The sequence below is a fragment of the Nonomuraea sp. NPDC052116 genome (assembly GCF_040680035.1).
Taxonomy (GTDB): Bacteria; Actinomycetota; Actinomycetes; order Streptosporangiales; family Streptosporangiaceae; genus Nonomuraea; species Nonomuraea angiospora_A.
On sequence record NZ_JBFAWA010000034.1, the window covers coordinates 37014 to 63707 of the forward strand.

The following is a 26694-nucleotide window of genomic DNA, read 5'->3' on the forward strand; positions in this document are numbered from 1 at the left end:
GAGCGCGGAACGGTCAGGCCCTGCTCACGTAGTCGCGCAGGTGGATCGCGGTGAGCGAGGTGCCGTCGGCGACCAGCTCGCCGGGGGTGCCGGAGAAGACGACCTGGCCGCCGTCGTGACCGGCCCCGGGGCCGATGTCGATGATCCAGTCGGCGTGCGCCATGACGGCCTGGTGGTGCTCGATCACGATGACCGTGTTGCCGTCCTCCACCAGGCGGTCGAGCAGGGCCAGGAGCTGGTCCACGTCCGCCAGGTGCAGCCCCGTGGTGGGCTCGTCCAGCACGTACGTGGTGCCGCTCTTGGCCATGTTGATGGCCAGCTTGAGCCGCTGCCGCTCGCCGCCCGACAGCGTGGTGAGCGGCTGGCCCAGGCCCACGTAGCCGAGCCCGACGGCCACCAGGCGGTCGAGGATCGTGCGGGCCTGCCGCTCGGTCAGGAAGTCGCGGGCCTCGGCCACCGGCATGTCGAGCACCTCGCCGATGTTCTTGCCGCGCAGCGTGTACGTCAGCACCTCCGGCGTGAACCGCCGGCCCTCGCACTCCTCGCACACCGACGCCACGCCGGCCATCATGGCCAGGTCGGTGTAGATCAGGCCGATGCCCTTGCAGGCCGGGCAGGCGCCCTCGGAGTTGGCGCTGAACAGGCCGGGCTTGACGCCGTTGGCCTTGGCGAACGCGGCGCGGATCGGGTCGAGCAGGCCGGTGTAGGTGGCCGGGTTGCTCCTGCGCGAGCCGCGGATCGGCGACTGGTCGGCCACCACCACGCCCTCGCGCCCGGCGATGTATCCGTGGATGAGGGAGCTCTTGCCCGACCCGGCCACGCCGGTGACCACGGTCAGCACGCCGAGCGGGACCTCCACGCTCACGTCCTTGAGGTTGTGCAGCGTGGCGCCCGTGATCGACAGGTGGCCGGCCGGCTTGCGGACGTCGTCGCGCAGGCGCACCCGGTGGTCGAGGTAGCGGCCGGTCAGCGTGCCCGAGGCGCGCAGCCCGTCGAGGTCGCCGTCGTAGCACAGGCTCCCGCCCGCCGTGCCCGCGCCGGGGCCGAGGTCCACCACGTGGTCGGCGATGGCGATCGTCTCCGGCTTGTGCTCGACGACGAGCACCGTGTTGCCCTTGTCGCGCAGCTGGAGCAGCAGGTTGTTCATGCGCTGGATGTCGTGCGGGTGCAGCCCGGCCGTGGGCTCGTCGAAGACGTACGTGACGTCGGTCAGGCTGGAGTTGAGGTGGCGCACCATCTTGACCCGCTGCGCCTCGCCGCCGGACAACGTGGACGACTCGCGGTCGAGGCTCAGGTAGCCCAGGCCGATCTCGACGAGGGACTCGAGCGTCGAGCGCAGCCCGTCCAGCACCGGGCCGACGGCGGGGTTGCCGATGCCGCGGACGAAGTCGGCCAGGTCGTTGATCTGCATGGCCGAGCACTCGGCGATGTTGCGGCCGGCGATCCGGGCGGACCGGGCGGCCTCGTTCAGCCGGGAGCCATCGCAGGACGGGCAGAGGGTGAGCTTGAGCGCCCGGTCGGCGAACGCCCGCGCCGAGGGCTGCATCGACTCCCGGTCCTTGCCCAGCAGGGTCCGCCTGACCTTGCCGGCCAGGCCCTCGTAGGTGAAGTTGTTGGTGCCGTACTTGAGCTTGGTGGGGGGCTTGTGCAGGAAGTCCTCCCACTGCTCGGGCGTGAAGTCCTTCAGCTTGACGGCCGGGTCGAACAGCCCGGACCCCGCGATGACCTGCCACTGCCAGCTGTCCACCGGGTATCCCGGGACCTTGATCGCCCCTTCGTTGAGCGACAGCTCGCGGTCGACCAGGGCGTCGACGTCGATGGTGGACGCCTTGCCCAGCCCCTCGCACTCCGGGCACATGCCCTCGGCCAGGTTGAAGCTGAAGGCGCCGGCCCCGCCGACGTGGGGCTCGCCGATGCGGCTGAACATGATCCGCAGCATCGTGTGCGCGTCGGTGGCCGTGCCCACGGTGGAGCGGGCGTTGGCGCCCATGCGCTCCTGGTCGACGATGATGGCCGCGCTCAGGTTGTGCAGCGCGTCCACGTCGGGGCGGGCCAGGCTCGGCATGAACGACTGGATGAACGACGTGTACGTCTCGTCGATCAGCCGGCGCGACTCCGCGGCGATCGTGTCGAAGACGAGTGACGACTTGCCGGAGCCGGACACCCCGGTGAAGACGGTGAGGCGGCGCTTGGGGAGGTCGAGGGAGACGCCCTTGAGGTTGTTCTCCCGCGCGCCGCGGACCTGGATGAGGTCGTGGCTGTCGGCGGCGGTGTGATCGCGGTGTACGGCGCTGGCCTGGCTGGAAACCACGGAACCCTTCCATCTTGGGATTTGTTGCCATAGGGGAAAGCCGGGACAGCGTACAGCGCCGCCCCGACATTTCCGGGCTCCGTACAGCGTACCGTACGTCATACGGTACGGTTATGACTCCTTCAGCTGCGCTCCGATCAGGGCGAGGTTGTGGATGGCGGCCAGTCCGTACTGGGCGGCGCCGTTGGTGCTGACGAAGGCCGCCTCGTGCACCGGGGACAGCACGTGCGGCCCGTCCACCAGGTTCAGGCGCCAGTCCTTCTCCCGCTGCATCGGGTTGCTGTTGAGCTGGTCCCCCTCGTCCAGGGAGAACTTGCGCCACGCCCAGGCGGCCAGGCCGGCGTCGCCCGTGCGGGCGGCCGCGTACGCGGTGAGCCTGCTGTGCGCCTGGATCAGCGAGATCCCGCTCAGCCGCTCCCCCACCTCCGCCTCCTGCTGCTCGGGCGGCGCGAGGTAGAGGCGGCAGTACTGCAGCCACGCCTGCTCGAACCCGGGCACGTCCAGGTCCAGCCCGATCAGCTCGGCGCACATCTCCGGCAGCCCGAACAGCGACGACAGGTGCGAGACGGAGATCTTGTCCCGGGAGGTGTCGAACCGACCGGTCGCCAGGTCCAGCCGGGCCTCGCCGGTCAGGAAGCCGTTCGGCAGCGCGCCGATGTCGGCCATCGTGCCCAGCAACCGGTCTCTGGCCCGCTCGTCGCCATAGCGCTCCCACCGGGTCAGCCACGCGGCCGCGAGCGATCCCCAGTCGGTGCCCAGGCCGACCGACAGCGCCGACGGGTCCGGCGTGTAGACGTCCTCGCGCACCTTGCGCTGGGGGTCGATGACGGTGAACGTCTCCTCGGGGACGCTCAGCTCGTCCATCAGGTCGCCCGTGCGCTCGTCGGCGGTCAGGTAGTAGTAGAAGCGGCGGTAGGCGGCGTTGGAGATGCGCAGCTGCTTGCAGCTGCACCCCCAGTGCTGCACGTTGTGCCTGCTGCCCAGGCCCTTCCAGCGGCCCGCGTGGTAGACGTCCACCTCGCCGGTGTGGCGGGTCATCGACTCGGCGAAGCGGAAGACGTCCGGCCGGCCGGTGCGCAGATACTGCAGCCACAGCCACAGGTCGGGCGAGAGCTCGGAGTTGTCCCAGGCGTAGCCGCCCACGTCGTAGCGCCAGGTGTGGCGGTCCGGGTCGTAGGTGTGCATGACGTCGCCGTAGTCCCAGAACCCGTACCACCTGCGCTGCTCGCGCTCGCGCACGTACAGGTCGAACAGGAAGTCCAGCCGGTCCTCGATCTCGGCGTGGGCCGGCGTCGAGCGGTCGGGCAGCTCCCAGACGCCGAAGACGCCCGCCTCGCGCATCCGCTCGGGCGACACGGCCAGCAGCCCCGGCTGGTTCATCGCGGTCGCGTGCCGGGACAGGTCCTGCGCGGACGGCGTGGCCTCGTAGGCGCGCAGGGTCAGCTCGTGCGTGCGCGCCACGCCGTGGGCGTCGCCGAAGCCGGGCTCGTAGTCCTCATAGGTGACCTCCAGGCCCTCGAGCTGCTCGGCGAAGGTGTCCTGGCCCATGCCGTCGTGGTAGAAGCGCAGGTCCATGGCGGGCGCGGACGGCGACCACAGCCAGGCGGTCACGGTGGCCAGGTCGGTGGCCGCGTTCCTGACGTCGAGGCGGGTGGGGTGCAGGCGCCAGAAGTCGCGCAGCCCGAAGCCGAGGCCGCCGCCGGCGCCGCCGACGTAGCCGTAGCCGGCCGAGCGGGTGCCGGAGGGGATCGTCACCCAGGAGTGGCCCTCGGCGGTGCGCTTGCGCAGCGTGAAGCCGTCGGCGGAGCCCTGGTCGAGGGTGTAGTCGTTCCAGGTGGGGATGAGGTGCAACCGGTTGGCGACCTCGGGGGCGATCTCGCCGACCGGCCGGCCCTCGACCTGCGCCCGCCGTACGGACTCGCCGGGGTCGCGGCGCAGGCCGGTCAGCCCGCGCACGGCCTCGGTGAGGAAGCCGCCGCTGCCGGCCAGGCGCACGTGCCGGTCGTGCGGCTCGTCCCGCATGACCACGTCGGCGCTCAGCCCGAGCCCGGCCAGGAAGTCGCGCTCGGGGTCGCCGTCCCAGACGAACGTGTGCATGATCCGCACCTGCTCGGCGCCCGCGTGGAAGTACAGGCGCACGGTGAACGGCAGCCAGTCGCCGTGCCGGCCCTCCAGCCGGACGACCGCGCGCACGGGCCCGTCCTGCTCGACCGTGACCGTCTCGACCTGCCCCGTGGCCCGCGAACGGGCCACCGCACCGCCGTCGTCCGGCGTGGGCTCGCTCTGGCGGAGGCTGACCAGGCGCACGTCCCTGGCGATCTCGCGGCTCCCGCGCGAGATCGAGCGGGCCAGCGTGCCGCCGGACTCCTCGATCGTCCAGGTGACCACGCCGGTGCTCACGGTCAGCACGCCGTCCCGGCGGGCCACGGTGACGGGCGTGGCGGCCGCGGCGGGCTCGCGTCCGGCCTCGATCCGGTACGACAGCGCCGCGGGCCGCGCGCCGATCGCGTGGGCCGACCACTTGACCGAGCCGTCGGGCCAGGTGGCGGTCACCCAGCTCTGCACGGGCACCTCGCGGCCCTCCGGGTCGGCCAGCGCGAACGGCGCATCCCGCTCGACCGCGCCGCGCGGCCACGGAACCCCCCAGGTCACCCCCTGTTCCCCCGGTCGGTCCAGCCAGCGAAGTGCCGTCATCGGATCTCCTTCAGTCGTTCGGCGACGATCGCGGCCACCTCGTCGGCGCCGCGGAAGCTGAAGTGGGTGTCGTCGGCCACCCCGTCGGGGTAGAGCGGGTGCTCCCCCGGCTTGAAGTGCGTGAACAGGCTCCTGGAGCCGTCGGGGCCGAGCCGTTCGTACAGCTCGGTGGTGGCGGCGGTCAGGTCGATCAGCGGCACGCCCCCGGCGGCGGCCAGCGCCCGCACCTGGTCGGGGTAGTCGCCGTGCGTGGGCACCAGCCGATCTCCGTCGAACCGGCGCCGCTGCACCGGCGTGCACAGCACCGCCGACGCTCCCGCCCCGCGCGCCTCCTCGACGAAGGCGCGCAGGTTGTCCTGGTACGGGATCGCGGGATCCTTCTGGTCGTTGTGCCCGAACTGGATCACGACCACGTCTCCGGGCACGGCCTCGCGCAGCAGCGCCGCCCACAGCCCTTCGGCCCGGTGACCGGCCGTGGTGGCGCCGCCCTTGGCGAAGTTGCGCACGGGCTCGCCCGCGTACGCGCCGAGCTGCGCCCCCCACCCGGACATGGGCGCCTCCCAGGCCGGGCACGAGGCGACCGTCGAGTCACCGGCCAGGAGGATGGCGCGGCTCACTCCTTGACGCCCCCGATCAGAACGCCCTTCGCGAAGTGCTTCTGCAGGAACGGGTAGAAGAGCAGGATCGGCAGCGTCGCGATCACCACGACCGCGAACTTCAGGCCCTGCTCCGGCGGCACGAACGTCCTGTCCATGTTCGCCAGCGCGTCGGCCTGGTCGGCGCTGGTCAGCTGGCGCACCAGGATCTGCAGCGTCCATTTGCTGGGGTCGCTGATGTACAGCAGCGGCGACATGTAGTCGTTCCAGATGCTCACCGCGTAGAACAGCGCGAACGTCGCGATGATCGGCTTCGACAGCGGCAGAACGATCTTGAAGAAGACGCCCATCTCGTTGCAGCCGTCGATGCGCGCCGCCTCCTCCAGCGCCTGCGGCAGCTCCTGGAAGAAGCTCTTCACGATGATCAGATAGAACGGGTTGATCGCCAGCGGCAGGATCAGCGCCCAGTAGCTGTCCAGCAGCCCCATGTCGCGCACCACCAGGTAGGTGGGGATCATGCCGCCGGAGAAGACCAGCGTGAAGATCACCAGGTTGAGCACCAGCGTCCGGCCCGGCAGGTACCGCTTGGCCAGCGGATACGCCATGGTGAACGTCAGCACCAGCTGCACCACCGTGCCGACCGCCGTCACGACGATGGTCGTGAGCAGGGCGCGGACGAAGGTGGGGGTGGAGAAGATGAACGTGTACGTGTCCGTGATGAACTTCTCCGGCCACAGGAAGAACGGCCGCGCGGCGATCTCCGACTCGCTCGCGAAGGACCCCGCCAGCACGTACAGCAGCGGCAGCACCGTGACCAGCGCCAGGCCGACGAGCACGGCGACGTTGATCACGTCGAACACCCGGCTGGCCACGGTGCTGTACTCGGTGTTCAGCTTCTTGTGCTTCATGCTGTTCATATCCAGGGCCCCCTAGAGCAGTCCACGCTGGCCGAGGCGCTTGGCCAGCCAGTTGGAGCCGAAGATCAGGATGCAGCCGACGACGCCCTTGAACAGGCCGACGGCGGTGGAGTAGCTGATGGCGCCCTGGGTGATACCGGTGTAGTAGACGTAGGTGTCGAACACGTCCGCCACAGAGCGGTTCAGCGAGGTGGTCATGAGCCAGATCTGCTCGAAGCCCGTGTCGAGCAGGTTGCCCGAGGTGAGGATGGCCATGACGACGATCGTCGGGCGGATCGCGGGCAGCGTGACGTGCCAGAGCTGGCGGAAGCGGCCGGCGCCGTCCATGCGTGCCGCCTCGTACAACTGCGGGTCCACACCGGCCAGCGCGGCCAGGTAGATGATCGTGCCCCAGCCGGTCAGCTTCCACATCTGCTGCAGGATGATCAGCGGCCGGAACCACTCCTCCTGCGCCACATAGTCGATCTTCGCGGTGTCGCCGAGTATGTCGCGGATCCATCCGGAGAGCACCCCGTAATCCGCGGAGAACAGCAGATACGTCAGCGACGCGACGATCGTCCAGGACAGGAAGTGCGGGATGTACATCACCGACTGGACCCAACGCTTGAGCACGTTGATCCGCAGCTCGTTCAGCAGCAGCGCGACGATGATCGGCGCGGGGAAGATGAAGACCACGGTCAGGAGCGCCAGGAACAGCGTGTTGAACATCAGCCGGCCGAAGTCCGGCCCGGTGAACAGATCCTGGAAGTGCTGGAAGCCCACCCAGGGGCTGCCGGAGTAGCCGAGGAACGGCAGGAAGTCCTGGAAGGCGATGGTGATGCCGTACATCGGCAGGTACTTGAAGAGCGCGAAGTAGACGACGCCCGGAAGGAGCATCAGGTAGAGCCAGCGATAGCGCGCCAGGGCGGCGCCCAATCCCGGCCTCCGGCGTCGGCCGGGCTTGCTCGCCGCCCTCGCGGGAGGCGGCGCCAGGTCGGTGGCCACAGCGGCCTCCTTTCATGTGAGGGGCCCGGGCACGGCGGCCCGGGCCCCTCAGGCGGATCAGTTGGTGCCGAGCTTGGAGACCAGGTCGTTGATCTCGGTGGCGACCTGCGTGCCGCCGGCGTCGTACCAGCGCTTGATCTCGCCCTTCAACTGCTCCTCGGTCATCTCACCGGAGAGGTACTTGATCCGGGCGTCGGGGATGATGTCGTCGAGCTGCGCGCCCTTGGCGACCTTGGTGGGTGAGACCACGGGCAGCGCCGGGTTGAACACGGCCGTCTTGAGGTCCTCGTTCATCAGGTCGAGGCCCAGCTTGATGATGTCCTTGTACGGCTGGCCGGACGGCGTGCGCGCGTAGGCGAGGCCGCCGTACGTCGTGTCGCCCTGGAAGCCGAGCTGGGTGAAGGCCTGGTCGACGTTGTCCTGGACGACCCTGACCGCGGGGTCGGTCTCGTTGATCAGCGCGGCGGTGTCGCCCTCGGCCTTGAAGTTGCGCCCCTCGATGCCGTTCTGGACCAGGACCTGGCCCTCCTTCGACCCCAGCTTGTCCAGGACCTTCAGCACGTTGTCGAGGTCCTGGTCGGTCCGCACGCTCTGCTTGGAGATCGCGATGGCGTCGTTGTAGCCGGTGAACGGCAGGGAGAACTTCTTGCCGTCGGCGCGCTTGAGGTTGCCGACCATGGCGACCTTGTCGCCGTAGTCCTTGTCGCCGTCGTCCCTGAACTTGTCGAGCAGCGCCCTGGAGCGGACGTTGACGTCGATGATGATGCCGCCCTTGCCCTGGAAGAACGGATCGTCCCACTTGGCCGTGTCGTAGCTGGCGAAGTCCGGGTTGACCAGGCCCTCGTCGATCATCTTCTTCAGGAACTTGTTGGCCTCGAGGAACTCGGGGGTGTCGAAGCCGGGGACCAGCTTGCCGTCGCGCTCGCCCCACTCGTTCGGGGCGCCGAACCAGGTCTCGAGCGTGTCATAGGGGCTGGAGCTGGCGTACTTGCCCGGCCACTTCGGGATGATCAGGCCGTAGGTGTCCTTCTTGCCGTTGCCGTCGGGGTCCTTCTCGGTGAACGCCTTGGCGATGGTGTAGAGGTCGTCGACGGTCTCGGGCAGCTTCAGGTCGAGCTTCTCCAGCCAGTCCTTACGGATCATGACCGCCGAGCGCAGCATGGGCCGCATCCGGGGGATCGAGTAGGACTTGCCGTTGATGGAGGCGTTGAGCACGCGGCGCGCGTCCGTCGGCTTCAAGTTCGGGTACTTGTCCAGCTTGTCGGTCAGGTCCCAGAACGCCCCAGCCTGTGCGGCCTTGACGAACGCCGGACCGTGCGGGTCCACGACAAGGAGCTGCGGCACGTTGCCCGAAGCCAGCGTGACGTTGACCTTGTCGGCATACTCGGCGTTGGGAACCCAGTTGATCTTGAGCTTCTTGCCGAGGAACTTCTCGACCGCCTGCTGCATCTCGCCCTTGGGGTCGGGCGCGGCGCCGAACAGCTTGGTCATGATGGTCAGCGTGTTCGGATCGCTGGCGGGCGCGTCACCGCCTGAGCAGGCCGAGGCGGTGAGTGCAGCCGTGAGCGTTAACACACCGGCCAGAAGCCGGCGACGACGGGATGCGCTCATGAGTTCCCTTTCGAATGCAGATGCGCCTCGTTCTCCGCGAAGAAGCGCTGGCAGAGCCACGTGTTGAGATAGATCCACGCGCCGAAGCTGATCACCGGCGCGAGGATGGGCGCCGCCGAGGTCGCGTAGGCGATGGCTGATAGCGCTAGCAGCAACAGCACGGACGAGGCCGGGCGCAGGAGCGCTAGCTGCGCCGCCTTGGGCCAGTAGGCCCGCAGCGGCAGATCGTAGTGCGCGTACAGCGGTCCCACGTACGCCCCCACACCGGCGAGTGCGATGAGCGCCACGAAGGTCGCGATCCGCAACGCTCCCATGCTGGGCCCGAGAGCGGAGAGGTAAAGATAGTTGCCGACCAGGACGGTGGCCAGCGCCGCCACGGGCAGGACCAGCAGCGAGGCCCGGACGAACTCCCGTCGGTAGACGGTCCAGAATTCGGCCCAGCCATGAAACGATTCATTACGAGTCCGCCGCCGAGCCAGCGTGTACGCGGCGACAGTGGCGGGCCCGAGCCCGCCGATCACGCCTCCAGCGAGCGTGAAGACGATCCACATCAGGTTGAGCTGGACCGCCCAGATGAGCTCTGAGCAGGCAGCTTGAAGCCTGATAGACATGGCGGGATGGTTCATCCGGCACCACCTCTCGTGGCATGTGCACGGATTCGGGGGTGGGGTTGTTGCACCGCGATTCCTGCCCCGTTACAAGCCAGTGAACGGCGGTTGGTGCGAAATTAGTGTTGAATCGACTCAAAGTCAATGACGAGATACCCGGAGATTTGCGTACTCTCCGATCAGCGGGGCCATCTGCCGGAACCCGACCTTGCCTCCGGCCAGGGCGGGACCGCCGATCGAGCCGTCGTCGGCCCAGCGGAACGAGACCAAATCGTTGACCGAGAACGTGACCGTCCCGGCCTCGACCTCGAGGCGCATCGCGTACGGGCCCTCGGCGTCCAGCACCGCGGGCAGCGGGTCGGGACCCTGCGCGACCAGGTGGAACCCGTGGCTCTTGCGCAGGTTGCAGGTGTGCAGGGCGCGTTCGGAGGCCCACATCCGGCGGAAATAGGAGACGTGGTAGGCGTCGATGTCGCCATGGTGGTACTGGTCGTACGGGCCGGTGCGGGTGGCCAGGCCCGGGTCGAACAGGTCCGCGCCGTTCCTGCCGCGGGCATGGAAGAACATGATGGCCAGGCCGGGTTCGCGGACGGGCCAGAAGTTCCATTCGATCCGCACGTCGGCGGGGAACTCCTCGGGACACCAGAGCACCAGGTTGGCCGCCTGGCCGTCCGAGGGCGGCCTGAGGCTCTCCAGGCGCAGGCGTCCCTGGGGGAACGAGGTGGCGCCGTCCCCCTCCAGGCGGAATCCTGCCAGGTCATCGGGGGTGGCCAGGGGGTTGCTGTAGAGCTCGGTCAAGGGGGCTCCTTCAAGGGTCGCTCGGCTCGCCGGGAACGTGCGCACGCCGAACGGAGCCGGCGGCGGCCGGCTATGAAACGGTTCATGGACGCGCCGGGGTCAGGAGCGCCGATCGAACGCGCTCGACTCCCGGATCACCAGGTCGGGCTGGAAGATGACCTGCCGGTGCCGGTGCTGCTCCGGGTCGGCGACCTCTTCGAGCAGCAGGTCGATCGCCGTACGTCCGAGCAGCTCACGGGGCTGCCGGATCGAGGACAGCGGCACCGCGGCGGCCGCGGCGAAGTCGATGTCGTCGTACCCGATGATGGCCAGGTCCTCGGGCACGCGCAGTCCGTGCGTGGCCATCGCCTGTAAGAAGCCCAGCGCCATCATGTCGTTCGCGCAGAACGCCGCCGTCGGCCGCTCGTCGGCGGGCAGCGCCGCGACGCGCTCCCCGACGGCCCGGCCCTCCGCGACGGTCAGCGTGGGGGCGGTGGAGGTCAGCAGCTCGACCGCGCCGTCGGCCGCGGCGACGGCGCTGCTGATGCCCGCGTGCCGGTCGGCCACCTGTCTTATGGACGTCGGCCCGCCGACGAACATGATCCGCCGGTGCCCCCGCTCGATCAGGTGGGCGCCGGCGATCTGGCCGCCGAGCCGGTCGTCGACCGCCACCGAGCACTGCAGGCCGGTCGCGGGGCTGTCGACCAGCACCACGGGGGTGCCGCGGGCGGCCAGCTCCTCCAGCCAGGGACTCTCCATCTCCACCGGGGTGATCAGTATGCCCATGACGCGCTGCTGTTCGAGCTGGTCGAGGTGGCGGCGCTCGCGACCGGGGTCGCCGGCGCTGTTGCAGAGCACCACCATCGAGTCGTGGTCGTCGGCCACCGACTCGGCGCCCTGGGCCACGTCCACGAAGAACGGGTTGGAGACGTCGAGCACGACGAGGCCGACCGTACGGCTACGGCCCACCCGCAGGTGGCGGGCCACCTCATTGCGGACGAAGCCCAGTTTCTTGATCGCTTCGAAGACGCGTTCGCGTGTGGCGGGGGACACGATCTCCGGGCGGTTGAGCACATTGCTCACCGTGCCCACCGAGACGCGCGCCAGCTGCGCGACCTCCTTGATGTTCCTGGTCGCCATCGATCCTCACGAGGCCGTGCTGCTTGAAATGCATAATCCGCTACTTGGGGGTGGTCCACTGGACGCGGTCCACCGAAGGTGCTGCGGCGGGCCGCTTTGAAGCGGTCCACCGTGGATGCGCCCTACCGCTACCTGCGGCGATCCGCTGGAAGCGGTACGCCGTGGGCGCAGGGACAACGGATGGACCGTCGATGACGGTCCTCCGCGAACTCTCGCATCATAGCGGCATTCAAGATTCTTTTGAATCGTCTCAAACTCTCAAACCGGTCACGGGTCCGCGTGAAGGGATGAGGTCAGGACGGATCGACGATGCGGATGCGGGCCGCGCGGAAGGACTCCGGGGTGTCCCGGAGCACCGCCAGCCGGGGGTCGGGCACCACCAGGAACGGCTCGGTCTCCAGAGCCAGCAGGGGCGCGAGCCGCCGGTCGGCGCGCAGGGCGTCCATGGCCCGGCGGTCGCCGCCCAGCACCACCCCGTCCAGCTCCCCCAGGTACGGCGTCAGCACCCGTACCGCCGTCTCCACCGCGTCGTCGTACGCCTGCGCCGCCTGGTTGCGCCGCCGCCGGGCGAAGCGCTGCTGCGACCACCCGCCCGCCGCCGTACGCCCCTGCACCAGCCGCGACCCCACCTTGGAGGCCACCAGCGACGCCCCGGAGAAGACCCCCGCCGCGTAGCCCCCGAGCCGCACCAGGAACACCCCCACCTGCCGCGCGGCCTGGGCGTGCGTGACGAACCGGGTGACGTGCGGCGGCCCCGGCGGCGTCATGGGCGGGAACGGCACGTGCAGCTCGGCCAGGGCCCCGTCGTCGGCGAGCAGCCGCACGACCCGTTCGTCGCCGGTCGCCGTGAAGGGCCCGTGACGCCCCGCGAACCCGTCGATCCACGGATGCAGGCGCTCCGGCGGCACCGTGACCCACCGGCCGCCACCCCTCGCCGGACGCGCGCTCATGCCCCGAAGGCTAACCGACCGCGCGGCCGGGACAACCTGCAAACCGAACGACATCCCCCACAACCGGCGGGGGAATCAGCGGCCCCCAAGGAAACCGAAAGATCTTTCCCTCTCGGTCGGTGGGGAACTGAAGGGTAAATGTCGGTAAATTCTGTTTCGTGGGCCTTCTGTGGCTCCAGCTATCGGCGGAATCATCTGAACGTGTCGTCCTCCCTGCTCGACAGCCCCATGGTGGACCTCGACACCGGGGCGGTCATCGCGCACCCCGCCATCGTCGAACAGGGGGGCACGCTCAGGGCGGCTCCCCTGCCCATGGTGCTGGAGCTGCCCGTCAGGGTCGTCCTGGCGGGCGCGGGTGCCCTGGCGCCCCTGCACGAGGCGCTCCGAAGAGCCGGCAGGCATCCCCGCGAGGCGATCCTGCTGCTCACTGGACCGTGCCAGGAACAGGACCGGCCGCTGCTCAAGGTCGGGCTCGACGGCCTGCGCACGATCGGCTACCTGCTTGGCTTCGCCGACGTCGGCACGAGCGGCGCGGCCCTGGACCTGGTCGCCGACACGAGCCCGTACCTGCTGGCCCTCGACCCCGAGCTGGTCACCCGCATCCCTGGGGACCATCGCGCGACCGCGGTGGCGCGGTCGGTGGTGACGCTGGCCCGCGGCATCGGCGCCCACGTGCTCGCCCCCGGCGTCGAACGCGAGCCGCAGGTCGCGGTGGCCCGCGGCCTCGGCGTGCGGCTGGCGCACGGCCCGCTGCTGGCCCCCGGCCCCGACGGCAAGGTACGGGTGCCGCTCCCGGTCACCGACGAGCCGGTCTCCGTCATGCTCGGCCCACGCGTCCAGGAGCTGCTGATCCCGGCGGTGACGCTGCCCGTGGAGGCCAAGGCGGAGGACGCGGTCAAGGCGTTCGGGCACGAGCCGACGATCACCAGCGTGATCCTGGTGGACGAGTTCCAGCGGCCCAAGGGCAGCCTCGACCGCAGCCGGTTCCTGCTGTCGTTCGCGGCCCGGTACGGGCACGCGCTGCACGGCGCCAAGCCGGCGCAGCGGCTGGCCGACCCACCCCGCACGGTGCCGCGGACGACCCCGGCGATCGCGGCCATGCAGGCGGCGGGCCGGGACTCGGCCCGCGTCTATGACGACCTGGTGGTCACCGACGAGATGAACCGCTGCCTCGGCATCGTCCGCGTCTCCGACCTCATCAGGCAGGTCGCCGCGATCAGGTGAGGGAGCGGCGGGAGCGGAGCGACCAGAGCGACGAGGGAAGGCGGCGGCTCCCCGGCGACCGAGCCCGCCTTCACGAAGCGGAGGCCATGCGCAGGAGTTGACGAACGACTCGCGTGGGGGTCCTGGGCGCGGGCGCGCGACCGGGATAGGAAGTAGCCATGCGGATGGACAGGAGAACCCTGCTCGGGGCGGGGATGCTGGCGGGGCTGGCGAACGGGTGCACGACCAGCACGCCTGCGGTGAAGCCGAAGTTCGACCCCGGCGACTGGGCGTCCGTGCGGGCCCAGTTCGCGCTGGACCCGGCCTACGGGCAGTTCGCGGCGTTCGTGCTGGCGCCCGCCCCGGCCCCGGTCCGCGAGACGATCGCCAAGCACCGCGACGCGCTGGACGCCGACCCCGAGTACACGCCACCCGGCGCGCAGTCGCCCGACCAGACGGTACGCGAGGCCGCGGCCCGCTATCTGGGCGCCAGGGCGGGGGAGGTCGCGCTGACCGACAGCACCACCATGGGCCTGGCCCTGCTCTACTCCGGCCTCAGGCTGCGCCCCGGCCAGGACGTGCTGACCACCGAGCACGACTTCCTCGCCACCCACGAGGGGCTGCGGCTGCTGGCCGAGCGCACGGGCGCGAAGGTGCGCAAGGTCAGGCTGTACGACGACCCCGCCCGCGCCGACGCCGGCCGGATGGTGGCGGCGATCAAGGCCGGGCTCGGCCCGCGTACCAGGGTGGTCGCGGTCACCTGGGTGCATTCCAGCACCGGCGTGCGCGTGCCCGTCCGCGCCATCGCCGACATGCTCGCCGAGGCGAACAAGGGCCGCGCCGAGCACGACCGGGCGCTGCTGTGCGTGGACGGCGTGCACGGGTTCGGCGCGATGGCCGACGGCCCCGGCGACCTGGGCTGCGACTTCCTGGCCAGCGGCACGCACAAGTGGCTGTTCGGGCCGCGCGGCACCGGCATCGTGTGGGGCAGGGCCTGGGACGCGGTCTCCCCGATCATCGCCAGCTTCAGCGGAGCGTCGTTCCAGGCGTGGCAGGGCGGCGCTGCCCCGGGGGCGAGCACGGCGGAGCTGGTCACGCCGGGCGGTTTCAAGGCGTTCGAGCACCGGTGGGCGATGCCGCAGGCGTTCGGGTTCATGACGGCGATCGGCAAGGACCGGGTGCGGCGGCGCACGCAGGAGCTGGCCACCAGGCTCAAGGACGGCCTGGCCGCGATCCGGCACGTCACGCTGGCCACGCCGCGGGCGCCCGAGCTGTCGGCGGGCCTCGTGTGCTGCTCGATCGAGGGGATGGCGCCGATGGAGGCCGTCGACCGGCTGCACGCGGGCAAGGTGATCGCGAGCGTGACGCCGTACGACCCGCCGCTGCTGCGCTTCGGCACCAGCATCGTGACCACCCCCGAGCAGGTGGACCAGGCGGTCAAGGCGGTCGCCGGGCTCCGCTGAGCCCGGGAGTCAGAGCCAGCCCTGGGCCTTGGCGCGCTGCACCGCCTCGATGCGGTTGCGGGCGTGCGTCTTCTGGATGGCCGAGGACAGGTAGTTGCGCACGGTCCCCTCCGACAGGTGCAGCTTGCCGGCGATGTCGCCGATCGTGGAGCCGTCCACCGCCGCCTCCAGCACGTCCCGCTCCCGCGCCGACAGCGGGTTCGGCCCCGCGCTGAGGGCGGCCGCGGCGAGCCCGGGGTCGATCACCCGCTCCCCCGCGTGCACCCGCCGGATGGCCGCGGCCAGCTCCCTGGCCGGGCTGTCCTTCACCAGGAACGCCGAGGCCCCGGCCTCCATGGCGGTGCGCAGGTAGCCGGGCCGCCCGAACGTGGTCAGGATCATCACCCGGCACCCCGGCACCTGCCGCGTGATGCTCGCGCAGGCCGCGAGCCCGTCCATGCCGGGCATCTCGATGTCGAGCAGCGCGATGTCGGGCCGGACCTCGGCGGCGACCGCCACCGCCTCCTCCCCGTCGGCGGCCTCGCCGGCCACCTCGATGTCGGGCTCCAGGCCCAGCAGGGATGCCAGCGCGCCGCGTATCATGCCCTGGTCCTCCGCCAGCATCACGCGGATCACGCGCACGCCTCCTTCCCGACCGGCACCAGCACCCGCAGGTGATGGCCGCCGCCCCGCGCCGGGCCCGCCTCCACCGTGCCGCCCGCACCCGCCACCCGCTCGTTGAGCCCGCTCAGCCCGCTGCCCATCGCGTACGGCCCGTCGCCGCCCGTTCCGTTGTCCATGATCTCCAGGGTGGCGTGTCCGGCCTCGAACGTCACCCTGATCTCGCACCGGGTGGCCCGCGCGTGGCGCACGACGTTGGTGACGCCCTCGCGTACGGACCAGCCGAACAGCCCGTCGAGCAGCTCGGGCAGCGGCGTCCCCGAGACCCGCACCTCGGCCGCCACGCCCGCCGCGCGTAACACGATCCTGGCGTTGTCGAGCTCCTCGGGCAGGCTGCGCTGGCGGTAGCCGGTGACGGCCTCCCGCACCTCGGTCAGGGCCTTCCTGGCGACGGTCTCGATGTCGGTGATCTCCCTGTGCGCCTGCGGCGAGTCCTCGGACAGCCGTCCGGCCAGCTCGCTCTTGAGCACGATCAGCGACAGGCTGTGCCCGAGCAGGTCGTGCAGGTCGCGGGCGATGCGCAGCCGCTCCTCCGTGGCCGCCAGCCGGGCCACCTCGTCCTGGGCCAGGCGCAGCTTGACAGTCAGGGCCCTGGTGTTGCGCACGCTGATGAACAGCACGCCGAGCGTCAGCACCTGCAGGCCCAGCACGATGATCGTGTCGGCGTCGTCGTGGTTGACCAGGCCGGCGCCGACGACGACGGCCAGCTGGGCGATCACGGCCGCGACGGCCCACAGGGGCGGCAGCGTGAACCCGTACAGCACGACGGTGTAGACCGGCAGGCTCAGCCAGGGGCCGCCGAAGGAGGTGGCGCCCACCACGCCGAGCACGCTGGTCACCAGGAGCAGCGGATAGGTCAGGCGGCTGTGGTCGAACATGCCCTTGTTGATCAGCACCGTCGCGAGGAAGGAGGCGACGAACGTGACGAGCAGCACCCCCGCCCACACGGCCCGGGCCCCCGTCAGGTTGCCCCCCACGATGTCGCTGACGGGGAAGACCAGGTAGACCAGACCCACGGAGATGCCGATCAGCCGCCGCTTGCGCGACGGCTTGCCATCCGCGTCCCCGAAGGTGATCCGCTCGGCGAAGCTCATGGAGACTCCTTGGACGAGGAAACACGGCGCGCCGCCCCGTGTTCCGCTGCAGTGTGTGAGGCGGCGATGACCAAGCCGCCTCCCGCCCGATTCGCAGGATCCTCACCGCCGGGCCGGCGGAGCGGTGAAACGCCTGTGGAGCTGGTGTAAGACCTCGGGCGGTCGGCGGTGAAGCAGGAAGATCCGACCCGCGAGGGCCGGAATCCCCCGGCTTCGGCTGTGGGGAGGATGTCAAACCCGTACGGTAGCCCGATGGTAAAGGTAGGCGGCCGCGCCCCCCAGCGCGACCGCCCACCCGGCGACGACCAGCACGTCCGTCATGGGCAGTCCCTGGCCGGCGACGATGCTCTGGCCCAGCCTGGCGTAGTGGAACGACGGGGTGACGTCCGCGACCGTGCGCAGGGTGTCGCCGAGCACCTCGGGCGGGAACCACAGCCCGCCGGCGATCGCCAGCGCGAACATGCAGATCATCGCGGCCGGCTGGGCGGCGTCGGCCGAGAGCACGGACCCGATGGCCAGGCCCAGCGCGACGAACGGCAGCACGCCGAGCCAGAGCGCGAGCAGCAGCTCCGCCCAGGTGCCGAGCGACAGCGACACGTGCTGCTGCACCACGGCGGCCAGGCTCACCAGCACCAGCGAGGGCAGCACGAGCACCATGGTGGCGCCGAGCTTGGTCACGATGATCGCCCAGCTCGGCAGCGGGGTGATCTGGAGCTGGCGCAGCCAGCCGGACTGCCGCTCGGTGGCCCACGGCACGGCCGAGCTCATCATGGACGAGGCCAGCGCCCCGTAGGCGGCCATCGACACCATCAGGATGACGCTGTACTTCACGCCGCCCGCGTCGGTCTGGTTGCCGTAGATGTTGGAGTTGATGAGGTAGAGCAGGACGGGGAAGGCGACCACGAAGATCAGGTAGCGCCGGTTGCGCAGCATCCGCAGGGCCTCGGTCTTGGCGTAGTAGAGCATCAGGACTCCCTGGTGAGGGCGAGGAAGGCGGATTCGAGGTCGGCGCTGGAGAGCTTCAGCCCGCTCACGTCGAGGGTGGTGCCCCGGTAGAGCGCGGCGAGGGTGGCGTCGGTGTCGGAGGTGTGCAGCGTGACGACGCCGCCGGCGACCTCCACGGCGGTCACCCCGGGCAGCCGGTCGAGCCCGGCAGCGGGCTGCTCGCCGAGGGCGAAGCTGACGGTGTGGCCGCCGGCCCCGGCCTTGATCTCGGCGGCGGTGCCGTCGGCGGCCAGCCGGCCCTTGGCGATGACGATCACCCGGTCGGAGTGCTCGTCGGCCTCCTCCAGGTAGTGGGTGGCGAACAGCACGGTCCTGCCGCCGGAGGCGTAGTCGTGCATGCTGGCCCAGAAGCGCAGCCGCGATTCCACGTCCATGGCCGCGGTCGGCTCGTCGAGCAGCAGGATCTTGGGCGCCCCCGCGATGGCCAGGGCGAACCTGACGCGCTGCGACTGGCCGCCGGACAGCTTGTTCGCCCGCCGGCCCGCGAGCTCGGTCAGGTCGGCCAGCTTGAGGATCTCGTCCAGGGCGAGGGGGTGCGGGTAGAGGCGGCGTACCAGGTCGATGAGCTCTTTGACGGACAGCTCGGGGATGAGCGCGCCGTTCTGGAGCATGGCGCCCATCTGGCCGGCCCGGACGGCCTCGTCGGGGGTGCGGCTGTGCACGGCGACCGTGCCCGCGGTGGGCTTGAGCAGGCCGAGCAGGAGGTTGATGGAGGTGGACTTGCCGGCGCCGTTGGGGCCGAGCAGGGCCACGGTGTTGCCTGGCTCGATCGCGAGGGAGAGGTCGTCGACGGCGAGCACGTCCCCGTAGTGCTTGCTGACGTGGTCGAACACGATGGCGTTCATGAAAAGAACGCTATGGCCGCGGCTTCCGGCCGGTTAGTGCGTTACCTCCGGCGTTGGCCGTGACATTTGTCAGGCCAACGCCGGGGCCGGACGTCACACGCGGCAGGCGTAGATGTCGGTGATCAGGATCGCCCGCGCGCCGATGTCCCAGAGCTGGTCCATCACCAGCTGGTGGCCCTGGCGGCGGACCATGACGCGCACGGCCACCCAGCCCTCGCGGTGCAGCGGGGAGACGGTGGGGCCCTCCATGCCGGGTGTGAGCGCGATGGCCTCCTCGATGCGCTCGGCCCGGATGTCGTAGTCCATCATCACGAAGTCGCGGGCGTGCACGACGCCCTGGATACGGCGGACGAGCTGCTGGGCGGCGGGCGTGTCGGGCGAGCTCTGCCGCTTGATCAGCACCGCCTCCGAGCGCATGATCGGCTCGCCGAACACCTCCAGGCCGACGTTGCGCAGCGTGGTGCCGGTCTCGACGACGTCGGCCACCGCGTCGGCCACGCCGAGCCGGATGGCGGTCTCGACGGCGCCGTCGAGCTTGATCACGCGGGCGTCGACACCCTCGTCGGAGAGGTATTTGTCGAGCAGGCCCGCGTAGGAGGTGGCGATGCGGCGGCCGTTGAGGTCGGCGACCGAGGTCATCGTGCCGGCCGCGGCGGCCAGGCGGAAGGTGGAGCCGCCGAAGCCGAGCGGCATGATCTCCTCGACCGGCGCGCCGGAGTCGACCAGCATGTCACGGCCGGTGATGCCGACGTCGAGAGTGCCTTCGCCGACGTAGACGGCGATGTCGCGGGGTCGCAGGAAGAACAGCTCGCAGCCGTTGGCCTCGTCGACGACGACGAGCTCCTTGCTGTCGCGGCGGGGCCGGTAACCGGCCTCCTTGAGCATGTTCTGGGCCGCCTCGCTGAGCGAGCCCTTGTTGGGTACTGCCAGACGCAGCATGTTCGGGTCCTCGATCTGTCTCGCTGTTGCTTCTCCAGGGGCTTGGTGGCGGGCGCCGGGCGCCCTAGAGATGCTTGTAGACCTGGTCGAGGCCGATGCCCTTGGCGATCATGAGCACCTGCACGTGGTAGAGGAGCTGGGAGATCTCCTCGGCGGCCCTGTCGTCTGACTCGTGCTCGGCGGCCATCCAGCTCTCGGCGGCCTCCTCGACGACCTTCTTGCCGATGGCATGGACGCCGGCGTCGAGGGCGGCCACGGTGCCCGAGCCCTCGGGCCGGGTCCTGGCCTTCTCGGACAGCTCGGCGAACAGCTCTTCGAAGGTCTTCATGGTCTCTCTCGTGGTTGGCTGACGTGCTTGTCAAGCGTCTCTGAGCAGCGTAGCGATCCTATCTCAGACATGACTCTGGATCGCTTCCCACCGGGGTGGGGTGGCGTGCGCGTGGAGGTAGAACCCTGCGCCTAACGCTGCCCCGCGTGGACGGTGTCGCCTGGTGGGTGTGCTGATCGCCTGCCCGCCCTGGTGCCGGTGGGCTGCGCGGGGCAGCCTCCTCCGGTCCGTTGGTGCGGGTCCCTCCGGACGCCGGCCCGCCTGGCCGTTGGGCCGGGCGGGGGAGGGTGCCCTGCGTCGCCTGGGCGCGGAGCGTGTGGTGTGACGCCGGGTGGGTCCGGTCTTCGACCGGTCCTTCCGGTTGGTCTTGGGGTCGAGAGGGCTGAGGACAGCCTTGGCCTCGAGCGTGTTTGCCACGGAGCGGATCGCTCTCTGCCCGGTTGCCTGGTCCACGGCGGTGGTGGCCTGGTGGGTGAGGCCGCGGGCGGCGATGCCGCTCTCGGCGGCCAGGTGCCGGATACGGTCCGAGATCTGGCCGCGCACCTGCTGCGACAACCGGGTGTTCAGGGTGCGGCCCATCCCACGGGCCTCCAATGAACGCAGATCCTCCAGATAGATCGCCGTCGCCCCGGCAGCGGCCGCCTGGTCTACCGCCCAGCGTGCCGCCGACCAGGCCAGCGCCTCGTTGAGACTGGTACGGCGCGTGGAGATGTGTCGGATCTCCGCGGACAAGACCTCCAGCTTGCCTTCCAACGCCGGATGCGCCTGATGCGATTTGCGTCCGTCGATCAGGCGCTGGTAGCAGTCCGCCCGGGAGTGTGGCCACTCGGACAGGCGGCGAAGACGATGTTGCTTGGCCAGCACGCCCGCAGCGCGGAATTCCGCTCCGGCACCGAGCGCGGTCAAGCGCCCGTCCGCATGGAGTCGTACCGCGCCGGCGGACAGCAACGTGTTGAGACCCCAGTCCACCCCGAGCGCGACGGTGTGGCCGGTGCGCTGGGCACGCGGCACAGCGTGCGTGTAGGCCACCTCGGCGCGCACGTTCTGGCCCTGGACGCGCAGGGTGGGCAGATGCAGCACCGCTGCAGCGGGAACAGTCGGGGGCAGAATGATCGGGCAGGCAACCCATGCCCAGTCCGCATACCTCTGCGGGTCTGGCCGAATGGGCAGTTGGAGCCGCAGCAGCGCCCGCTGCGGGTTGCTGTCGCTGCGCTCGAAGGTGGCCTGCTGACGATCGCAGGCGGCCGGCAGCAGTATCGCGGCCGTGCGGGGTGCGCCCTCCAGTTCGAACACGTCGACTGGCAGTCGCCCCTTGACGTGCAGGAATGAGGCGATCTGTCGGGTACGAGTCTTTATAAGGCTGGAGGGCAGATCCCGGCCGCCGGGAACGGCGGCGCGCACGGCGTTCCATTCCTCGGCCGTGCGCTTCAGCGAGTCGGCGGGCCAGGTGGCCAGCACGCCGGCGGTCACCCCGGCCCGCCAGGCGGCGGAGCGCAACAGGCGTCCGGCTTGCTCCTGGGACATGCGTACGATGCGGTCGTTGACTGTCACACCCTCCGGCGCACCGGCTGTCCCCCCGAGCCGCCTCAGCGCCATCCAAGCCTGCGACGGCAGACGTCGCCCGCCGGCATCCACTCCGCCCGCCAGCACCTCGACGTCGGCGCGGTTCCAGTGCTCGGCCAGCAACCCTGCAGCCATGACCGACATCAACTCGGCGCACCAGGCGACCCGCTCGCCCTGGCCTGGCACACCCAATCGAGAGCAAACTTGCCTGCGTGCACCTCACCCTTACCCAATCATCACCTTGAGTGACCGATAGGTTGCCAATCGATGGCCTGGTTGTATAGAACATGCGAGCGATACATGGACCTCTCAGATCCCGGCAATCCCATCACTCCATTACGACCACCACAAACCTTCCATCAGAACCGAGAATCCGACCGCCAGCCCTGGTGAGCTCGGGGGCGAGGTCGTGGGTGCGGGCCTCGGCGAGCGTGCGGTCCCAGAAGGCGTCGAAGTCGGCGCTCACCGTAACGGCGATCGCGCCGGCGCGATCATCCGGTCACAGGCGGCGGGCGAATGATGCCAGGAACGCCTCCGTCGTCGCTGATACGGTTCAGTGAAAGTTTCAGAGAGGAGCACGGGGTGAAGAGGCCAACGATCGCCGACATCGCCAGACGGGCCGGCGTGTCCAAGGGGGCTGTCTCCTACGCGCTGAACGGCCAGCCCGGTGTCTCCGCCGAGACCAGGGCGCGCATCCAGGCGATCGCCCAGGAGATCGGCTGGCGGCCCAACGTGGCCGCGCGCTCGCTCAGCGGCGCCAGGGCCGACGCCATCGGCCTGGTCCTGTGCCGCCCTGCGCGCTTCCTCGGCGTGGAGCCGTTCTTCATGGAGCTGATCAGCGGCATCGAGGGCGAGCTGGCGGCCAGCTCGTGCGCGCTGATGCTGCAGGTGGTGGCCGACCACGAGGCCGAGATCGCGGTCTACCGGCGCTGGTGGGGCGAGGGCCGGGTGGACGGCGCGATCCTGGTCGACCTGCACACCGACGACCCCCGGATCCCGGTGGTCGAGCGGCTGGGCATGCCCGCGGTGGTGACCGGCCACCCGTCGGGCACCGGCTCGCTGCCCTCGGTGTGGTCGGACGAGGTGGCCGTGCTGCGCGAGGTGGTCGAATATCTCGCGGCGCTCGGCCACCGGCACATCGCCAGGGTGGCCGGGCTGCCGGCGCTGCTGCACACCAGGATCAGGGACGAGGCGTTCGCGGAGCTCTGCGCCGAGTCGGGCGTCGGCGAGCACCCGGTCGTCCACACCGACTACACGGGCGAGCAGGGCGCCCGCGCGACCAGGCGGCTGCTCAGCTCCCGGGCCAGGCCCACCGCGATCGTCTACGACAACGACATCATGGCGGTGGCGGGGCTGTCGGTCGCCCAGGAGATGCGCCTGGACGTCCCCGCCGAGCTGTCGATCGTGGGCTGGGACGACTCGCCGCTCTCCCAGGTGGTGCGGCCGTCGCTGACCGCGGTGACCCGGGACATCCCCGCCTGCGGCGCGCACGCCGCCCAGACCCTGCTCCGGCTGATCGGCAGCGGGGAGACGGGGAGCCTGGAGGGGCCGCCGGCGCGCCTGCTGCCCCGGGGCAGCACCGCCCCCGCGGGCCGTGACCGAACCGTTTCACGGGCGATGTAGCCACAGGTCAGCGGCTCCATAAGGGGAAACATTTCAGCAATCTCCAAGGCTGGCTATTGTAACTTACCCGTTTAAGTGGTGAGATCCCTACACCATTGAATTTGGGCGCCAGTCGTGGGGATGCCCTCGCACATCCGCACGCCCTTCGCAGGGAGTCCCGGCGCCCATCCGACCGATAGATCGGACAGCCCCATGCGACGAACGATGGCAGCGTGCAGCGCGGTCCTGCTGACGGTCCTGAGCGCGGCCTGCGCCACGAGTGGCCAGACGCAGACCAAGCAGGCAGACCAGAACGCCCCCGCGACCCTGTCCTTCTGGTCCACGGGCGGAGACGACGAGACCGCGACCTTCCAGAAGGCGGCCGACCTCTACCACCAGAAGCATCCGAACGTGACGGTCAAGGTGCAGACCCTGTCGTGGAGCGACGCGTACGCCAAGTTGCTGGCCGCGGCCACCAGTCGCAACGGGCCCGACATCATCTCCGGCGGCATGACCTGGACCATCCAGTTCGGCACCAGGGGCGCCATGGTGGACCTGCGCAAGTACGGCGCCGACTCGCTCAAGGCGCAGGCGCTGCCCGCCCAGTGGGAGTCGGCCATCTCCCCTGACGGCTCGGTGTACGGCGTGCCGCTGGACATGTCGACCCTGGCCCTCTACTACCGCACCGATCTGCTGGAGAAGGCCAAGGTCGAGCCGCCCAAGACCTGGGAGGAGCTGACCGCGGCCATCGACAAGCTCAAGGCCGCCGGCGTGAAGAAGCCCTACAGCCAGGACTGGGGCAACCTGGACTGGATCGGCTACTTCAACTACCTCTACCAGGCGGGCGGCTCGTTCTACACCGCCGACTGCAAGCCCTCGCTCAACACCCCGGAGGCCGAGCAGGCGCTGACGTACTGGGCCGACCTGTACAAGAAGCACGGCGCGCCGACCGCCACCGTGGAGGGCTCCGACGCGCTGGACACCGGCACCGCGATGGTGGTGGCGGGCAACTGGATCGCCAAGGGCATCGACATCAACAAGCCGAAGCTGAAGGGCAAGTGGGCGATGTCCACGATCCCCGCGGGGCCCGCCGGGCCGACCGCGTTCATCGGCGGCCGGGCGATCGGCGTGACCTCCTTCAGCAAGTACGTCGAGACGGGCGCGGACTTCGTCAAGTTCATGTACAGCGATGAGGCCATCGCCGCGATCTCGGACGAGGCCAGGAAGCGGAACATCTCCTACATCTCACCGCGGGCCGACAAGATCGTGAACGGCTCGGTGTTCGCGCCCGAGCAGGCTCAGGTGTTCGAGGCGTCGATCAAGACGGGCAAGGCCGCGCCGGGCTGCCCGGGCTGGGACGAGAGCGCGCCGGACGTGACCAAGCAGCTCCAGTCGGTCATCCTGGGCAAGTCGGATGCCAAGACCGCGCTGGCGGAGGCCGCCAAGGTCATGGAGCGCAACGCCGGTTAGCCGCTCGCCGGGACCGGCCTGTCCCGGTCCCGGTCCGGCCCCCCGATGACCTAGGAGTCTGACATGGCCTCCCCCATCCCCCTGCGCAGCAGGCTGCGCCGCTACGGCACCTCGTACGCGATGCTGCTGCCCTTCCTCGCGCTGTTCGCGGGCTTTCTGATCTGGCCGCTGGCCAACTCCCTCTATCTGAGCTTCACGAAGTTCGACGGGATCAACCCCGCCGCGTTCACCGGCCTGGAGAACTTCCAGCAGCTGGCCTCGGACGGCAGGTTCCGCCACGCGCTGGGCAACACGGCCCTGTACGTGGTCGCGTCGGTCGTGCTCGGCACGCTGCTGTCGCTGGGCCTCGCGCTGGCCTTCAGCGGCACCAGCTGGCTGCACCGGATCATGCGCACGGTGTTCTTCCTGCCGTCGGTGACCTCCTCCATCGCGCTCATGCTGATGTGGAAGTGGGTCCTCTACCCCAGCGACGTGGGCCTGGCCAACACCATCGTGGGCTGGTTCGGCGGCAAGGCCGTGGCCTGGCTGGCCACGCCGGGGCTGACGATCCCCATCCTGGTGGTGATGTCGGTGTGGGGCGGCATGGGCTACGGCATGGTGCTGTACGTGGCCGGCCTCGGCTCGATCCCCGAGGAGTACTACGAGGCGGCCAAGATCGACGGCGCCTCGACCTGGCACCGCTTCCGCCACATCACGCTGCCGCTGCTGCGTCCCGTCACCACGTACGTGGTGGTGACCGGCCTGATCGGCGCCTTCCAGGTGTTCGAGGCCGTCTACATCGTCTTCTCGTCGGGCGCCAACACCATCGGCGGCGTGCTCGACTCGGGCCTGATGATCGTCCCCTACCTCTACGACCAGGGATTCACCCACTTCAGGCTGGGCTACGCCTCGGCGATCGCCTGGGTGCTCTTCCTGATCATCTTCGTGCTGAGCCTCGTCAACCTGCGCGTGGGCCGCGCCATGAAGGAGCTGTGATGGCCGTCGCCCCGATGGACACGATCGCCCCCGCGCCGCAGCCGTCCCGGCACGCGGCCCCGGCGGGCGGCAGCCGGCGCGCGAAGATCAACGGGCATCTGCTGCGCCTGCCGTTCTACCTGCTGGCGCTGACGATGATCGCGCCGTTCTACTGGCTGCTCATCACGGTGTTCAAGCCGCCGAGGGAGCTGGCCAGGACGCCGCCGTCGTTCGTGCCGCAGTCCCCCACGGTCGCCAACTTCTACGACACGGAGTGGAGCCCCAAGGGGATCAACCCCGGCCACCTGGCGGGCATCTTCCAGCGCTACCAGGTGGACATGGGGTTCTGGCGGTTCATGCTCAACAGCCTCGTCATCACCACCGCCATCACCGTCGGGTCGCTGCTGATCTGCTCGCTGGCCGCGTACGTGATCTCCAAGCACGACATCAAGGGCCGCCGGACGATCTTCCTGCTGATCATCGCCTCGATGATGGTGCCCTGGCAGACGACGCTGATCCCCAACTACGTGATCATGCGGAACCTGGGCTGGCTGGACAACTACGCCGCCTACATCGTGCCGGCGCTGGCCAAGGCGTTCGTGCTGTTCTTCCTGGTGCAGTTCCTGCAGTCGCTGCCGAACGAGCTGATCCAGGCGGCCAGGGTGGACGGCGCCGGGGAGTGGCGGATCTGGTGGAAGATCGTGCTGCCGCTGCTGCGGCCGGCGCTCGCCGCGATGTCGATCTTCATCGTGCTCGCGGAGTGGAACAACTTCCTCTGGCCGCTCATCATCGTCCAGAGCGACGAGATGGCGAACATACCCGTCGCACTGGCCAGGCTCAACTCCTACTACGTGGGACCCGATCACCAAGGCGCGATCATGGCGGGCGGGCTGCTCGCGTCGGTCCCGACGATCGTCTTCTTCGTGATCTTCCAGAAGTACTTCACCCGCGGCATCGCCCTCAGCGGCCTCAAGGGCTGA

At 69.9% G+C, this 26694-nt stretch carries 24 protein-coding genes; 6 read left to right on the forward strand and 18 right to left on the reverse strand.

What is annotated here, in order from left to right; translation table 11 throughout:
- Positions 1–13: 13 nt before the first annotated feature.
- From AB0L65_RS46510 to AB0L65_RS46555, 10 genes are all read right to left on the reverse strand, one after another.
- Positions 14–2311, reverse strand: coding sequence for an excinuclease ABC subunit UvrA (locus tag AB0L65_RS46510; protein WP_364260131.1), 2298 nt, complete (start codon positions 2309–2311; stop codon positions 14–16).
- Between the two features lie 111 nt (positions 2312–2422).
- Positions 2423–5005, reverse strand: a complete 2583-nt coding sequence (locus AB0L65_RS46515) for a Tat pathway signal sequence domain protein (RefSeq protein WP_364260134.1) — start codon at positions 5003–5005, stop codon at positions 2423–2425.
- Positions 5002–5622 (reverse strand): rhamnogalacturonan acetylesterase, encoded by a 621-nt coding sequence (locus AB0L65_RS46520; RefSeq protein WP_364260137.1) that lies wholly within the window; start codon positions 5620–5622, stop codon positions 5002–5004. Before AB0L65_RS46520 ends, AB0L65_RS46515 begins: the two co-directional genes overlap by 4 nt.
- The gene (locus AB0L65_RS46525) at positions 5619–6518 is read right to left on the reverse strand and encodes a carbohydrate ABC transporter permease (protein WP_350735155.1); all 900 of its coding nucleotides are present in this window, start codon (positions 6516–6518) and stop codon (positions 5619–5621) included. The genes AB0L65_RS46520 and AB0L65_RS46525 overlap by 4 nt, the downstream gene beginning before the upstream one ends.
- 12 nt (positions 6519–6530) lie before the next feature.
- Positions 6531–7502: an ABC transporter permease subunit gene (locus tag AB0L65_RS46530; RefSeq protein WP_364260140.1), complete on the reverse strand. Its 972-nt coding sequence runs from the start codon at positions 7500–7502 to the stop codon at positions 6531–6533.
- 57 nt (positions 7503–7559) lie between these two features.
- The gene (locus AB0L65_RS46535) at positions 7560–8993 is read right to left on the reverse strand and encodes an extracellular solute-binding protein (RefSeq protein WP_364260143.1); all 1434 of its coding nucleotides are present in this window, start codon (positions 8991–8993) and stop codon (positions 7560–7562) included.
- A 116-nt stretch (positions 8994–9109) separates the two neighbouring features.
- Positions 9110–9739, reverse strand: coding sequence for a DUF624 domain-containing protein (locus tag AB0L65_RS46540; protein WP_364260146.1), 630 nt, complete (start codon positions 9737–9739; stop codon positions 9110–9112).
- 123 nt (positions 9740–9862) lie between these two features.
- Positions 9863–10519 carry a DUF1961 family protein gene (locus tag AB0L65_RS46545; protein WP_364260149.1) on the reverse strand — a complete coding sequence of 219 codons (657 nt, stop codon included), beginning with the start codon at positions 10517–10519 and terminating at the stop codon, positions 9863–9865.
- A gap of 99 nt (positions 10520–10618) precedes the next feature.
- Positions 10619–11638 carry a LacI family DNA-binding transcriptional regulator gene (locus AB0L65_RS46550; protein WP_350735145.1) on the reverse strand — a complete coding sequence of 340 codons (1020 nt, stop codon included), beginning with the start codon at positions 11636–11638 and terminating at the stop codon, positions 10619–10621.
- A 293-nt stretch (positions 11639–11931) separates the two neighbouring features.
- Complete coding sequence (locus AB0L65_RS46555) at positions 11932–12588, reverse strand: acVLRF1 family peptidyl-tRNA hydrolase (RefSeq protein WP_364260152.1); 657 nt, start codon at positions 12586–12588, stop codon at positions 11932–11934.
- 201 nt (positions 12589–12789) lie between these two features.
- Between AB0L65_RS46555 and AB0L65_RS46560 the strand changes: the two genes are divergently transcribed.
- Both AB0L65_RS46560 and AB0L65_RS46565 read left to right on the forward strand, forming a co-directional pair.
- Complete coding sequence (locus tag AB0L65_RS46560; protein ID WP_364260155.1) at positions 12790–13812, forward strand: EAL domain-containing protein; 1023 nt, start codon at positions 12790–12792, stop codon at positions 13810–13812.
- Between the two features lie 164 nt (positions 13813–13976).
- Entirely contained in the window at positions 13977–15254 is a 1278-nt protein-coding gene (locus AB0L65_RS46565; protein WP_364260158.1) for an aminotransferase class V-fold PLP-dependent enzyme, read from the forward strand.
- 9 nt (positions 15255–15263) lie between these two features.
- On the opposite strand, the gene AB0L65_RS46570 is transcribed toward AB0L65_RS46565, so the two are convergent.
- The 8 genes from AB0L65_RS46570 to AB0L65_RS46605 form a co-directional block, all read right to left on the reverse strand.
- On the reverse strand, positions 15264–15869 hold the full coding sequence (locus AB0L65_RS46570) for a response regulator transcription factor (RefSeq protein ID WP_364260161.1): 606 nt from the start codon (positions 15867–15869) through the stop codon (positions 15264–15266).
- A complete protein-coding gene (locus tag AB0L65_RS46575) occupies positions 15866–17008 on the reverse strand; it encodes a sensor histidine kinase (RefSeq protein ID WP_364260164.1) in 1143 nt (380 codons plus the stop codon). The genes AB0L65_RS46570 and AB0L65_RS46575 overlap by 4 nt, the downstream gene beginning before the upstream one ends.
- Positions 17009–17239: 231 nt before the next feature.
- The gene (locus AB0L65_RS46580) at positions 17240–17974 is read right to left on the reverse strand and encodes an ABC transporter permease (RefSeq protein WP_364260167.1); all 735 of its coding nucleotides are present in this window, start codon (positions 17972–17974) and stop codon (positions 17240–17242) included.
- Positions 17974–18858, reverse strand: a complete 885-nt coding sequence (locus AB0L65_RS46585) for an ABC transporter ATP-binding protein (RefSeq protein ID WP_364260170.1) — start codon at positions 18856–18858, stop codon at positions 17974–17976. Before AB0L65_RS46585 ends, AB0L65_RS46580 begins: the two co-directional genes overlap by 1 nt.
- A 93-nt stretch (positions 18859–18951) precedes the next feature.
- Positions 18952–19797: an ATP phosphoribosyltransferase gene (gene hisG, locus AB0L65_RS46590; protein WP_364260173.1), complete on the reverse strand. Its 846-nt coding sequence runs from the start codon at positions 19795–19797 to the stop codon at positions 18952–18954.
- Between the two features lie 64 nt (positions 19798–19861).
- On the reverse strand, positions 19862–20125 hold the full coding sequence (locus AB0L65_RS46595; RefSeq protein ID WP_192785690.1) for a phosphoribosyl-ATP diphosphatase: 264 nt from the start codon (positions 20123–20125) through the stop codon (positions 19862–19864).
- A 63-nt stretch (positions 20126–20188) separates the two neighbouring features.
- Positions 20189–21823 (reverse strand): transposase, encoded by a 1635-nt coding sequence (locus tag AB0L65_RS46600; RefSeq protein ID WP_364260176.1) that lies wholly within the window; start codon positions 21821–21823, stop codon positions 20189–20191.
- A gap of 193 nt (positions 21824–22016) precedes the next feature.
- Positions 22017–22154, reverse strand: coding sequence for a hypothetical protein (locus AB0L65_RS46605; RefSeq protein ID WP_364260179.1), 138 nt, complete (start codon positions 22152–22154; stop codon positions 22017–22019).
- 116 nt (positions 22155–22270) lie between these two features.
- On the opposite strand from AB0L65_RS46605, the gene AB0L65_RS46610 reads away from it, so the two are divergent.
- From AB0L65_RS46610 to AB0L65_RS46625, 4 genes are all read left to right on the forward strand, one after another.
- Positions 22271–23311 (forward strand): LacI family DNA-binding transcriptional regulator, encoded by a 1041-nt coding sequence (locus tag AB0L65_RS46610; protein WP_364260182.1) that lies wholly within the window; start codon positions 22271–22273, stop codon positions 23309–23311.
- Between the two features lie 204 nt (positions 23312–23515).
- Positions 23516–24760, forward strand: coding sequence for an extracellular solute-binding protein (locus AB0L65_RS46615; RefSeq protein WP_364260185.1), 1245 nt, complete (start codon positions 23516–23518; stop codon positions 24758–24760).
- Positions 24761–24823: 63 nt separating this feature from the next.
- Positions 24824–25735 (forward strand): sugar ABC transporter permease, encoded by a 912-nt coding sequence (locus tag AB0L65_RS46620; RefSeq protein ID WP_364260188.1) that lies wholly within the window; start codon positions 24824–24826, stop codon positions 25733–25735.
- Positions 25735–26694, forward strand: a complete 960-nt coding sequence (locus AB0L65_RS46625) for a carbohydrate ABC transporter permease (protein ID WP_350740076.1) — start codon at positions 25735–25737, stop codon at positions 26692–26694. Before AB0L65_RS46620 ends, AB0L65_RS46625 begins: the two co-directional genes overlap by 1 nt.

What these genes read in the sequence shown, in the direction of transcription:
- AB0L65_RS46615 (WP_364260185.1), top strand. Translation starts at nt 23,516, where the DNA reads ATGGCAGCGTGCAGCGCGGTCCTGCTGACGGTCCTGAGCGCGGCCTGC.
- AB0L65_RS46620 (WP_364260188.1), top strand. Translation starts at nt 24,824, where the DNA reads ATGGCCTCCCCCATCCCCCTGCGCAGCAGGCTGCGCCGCTACGGCACC.
- AB0L65_RS46550 (WP_350735145.1), bottom strand. Translation starts at nt 11,638, where the DNA reads ATGGCGACCAGGAACATCAAGGAGGTCGCGCAGCTGGCGCGCGTCTCG.
- AB0L65_RS46580 (WP_364260167.1), bottom strand. Translation starts at nt 17,974, where the DNA reads ATGCTCTACTACGCCAAGACCGAGGCCCTGCGGATGCTGCGCAACCGG.
- hisG (WP_364260173.1), bottom strand. Translation starts at nt 19,797, where the DNA reads ATGCTGCGTCTGGCAGTACCCAACAAGGGCTCGCTCAGCGAGGCGGCC.
- AB0L65_RS46625 (WP_350740076.1), top strand. Translation starts at nt 25,735, where the DNA reads ATGGCCGTCGCCCCGATGGACACGATCGCCCCCGCGCCGCAGCCGTCC.
- AB0L65_RS46595 (WP_192785690.1), bottom strand. Translation starts at nt 20,125, where the DNA reads ATGAAGACCTTCGAAGAGCTGTTCGCCGAGCTGTCCGAGAAGGCCAGG.
- AB0L65_RS46555 (WP_364260152.1), bottom strand. Translation starts at nt 12,588, where the DNA reads ATGAGCGCGCGTCCGGCGAGGGGTGGCGGCCGGTGGGTCACGGTGCCG.
- AB0L65_RS46565 (WP_364260158.1), top strand. Translation starts at nt 13,977, where the DNA reads ATGGACAGGAGAACCCTGCTCGGGGCGGGGATGCTGGCGGGGCTGGCG.
- AB0L65_RS46515 (WP_364260134.1), bottom strand. Translation starts at nt 5,005, where the DNA reads ATGACGGCACTTCGCTGGCTGGACCGACCGGGGGAACAGGGGGTGACC.
- AB0L65_RS46525 (WP_350735155.1), bottom strand. Translation starts at nt 6,518, where the DNA reads ATGAACAGCATGAAGCACAAGAAGCTGAACACCGAGTACAGCACCGTG.
- AB0L65_RS46585 (WP_364260170.1), bottom strand. Translation starts at nt 18,858, where the DNA reads ATGAACGCCATCGTGTTCGACCACGTCAGCAAGCACTACGGGGACGTG.
- AB0L65_RS46535 (WP_364260143.1), bottom strand. Translation starts at nt 8,993, where the DNA reads ATGACCAAGCTGTTCGGCGCCGCGCCCGACCCCAAGGGCGAGATGCAG.
- AB0L65_RS46600 (WP_364260176.1), bottom strand. Translation starts at nt 21,823, where the DNA reads ATGGCTGCAGGGTTGCTGGCCGAGCACTGGAACCGCGCCGACGTCGAG.
- AB0L65_RS46575 (WP_364260164.1), bottom strand. Translation starts at nt 17,008, where the DNA reads ATGAGCTTCGCCGAGCGGATCACCTTCGGGGACGCGGATGGCAAGCCG.
- AB0L65_RS46540 (WP_364260146.1), bottom strand. Translation starts at nt 9,739, where the DNA reads ATGAACCATCCCGCCATGTCTATCAGGCTTCAAGCTGCCTGCTCAGAG.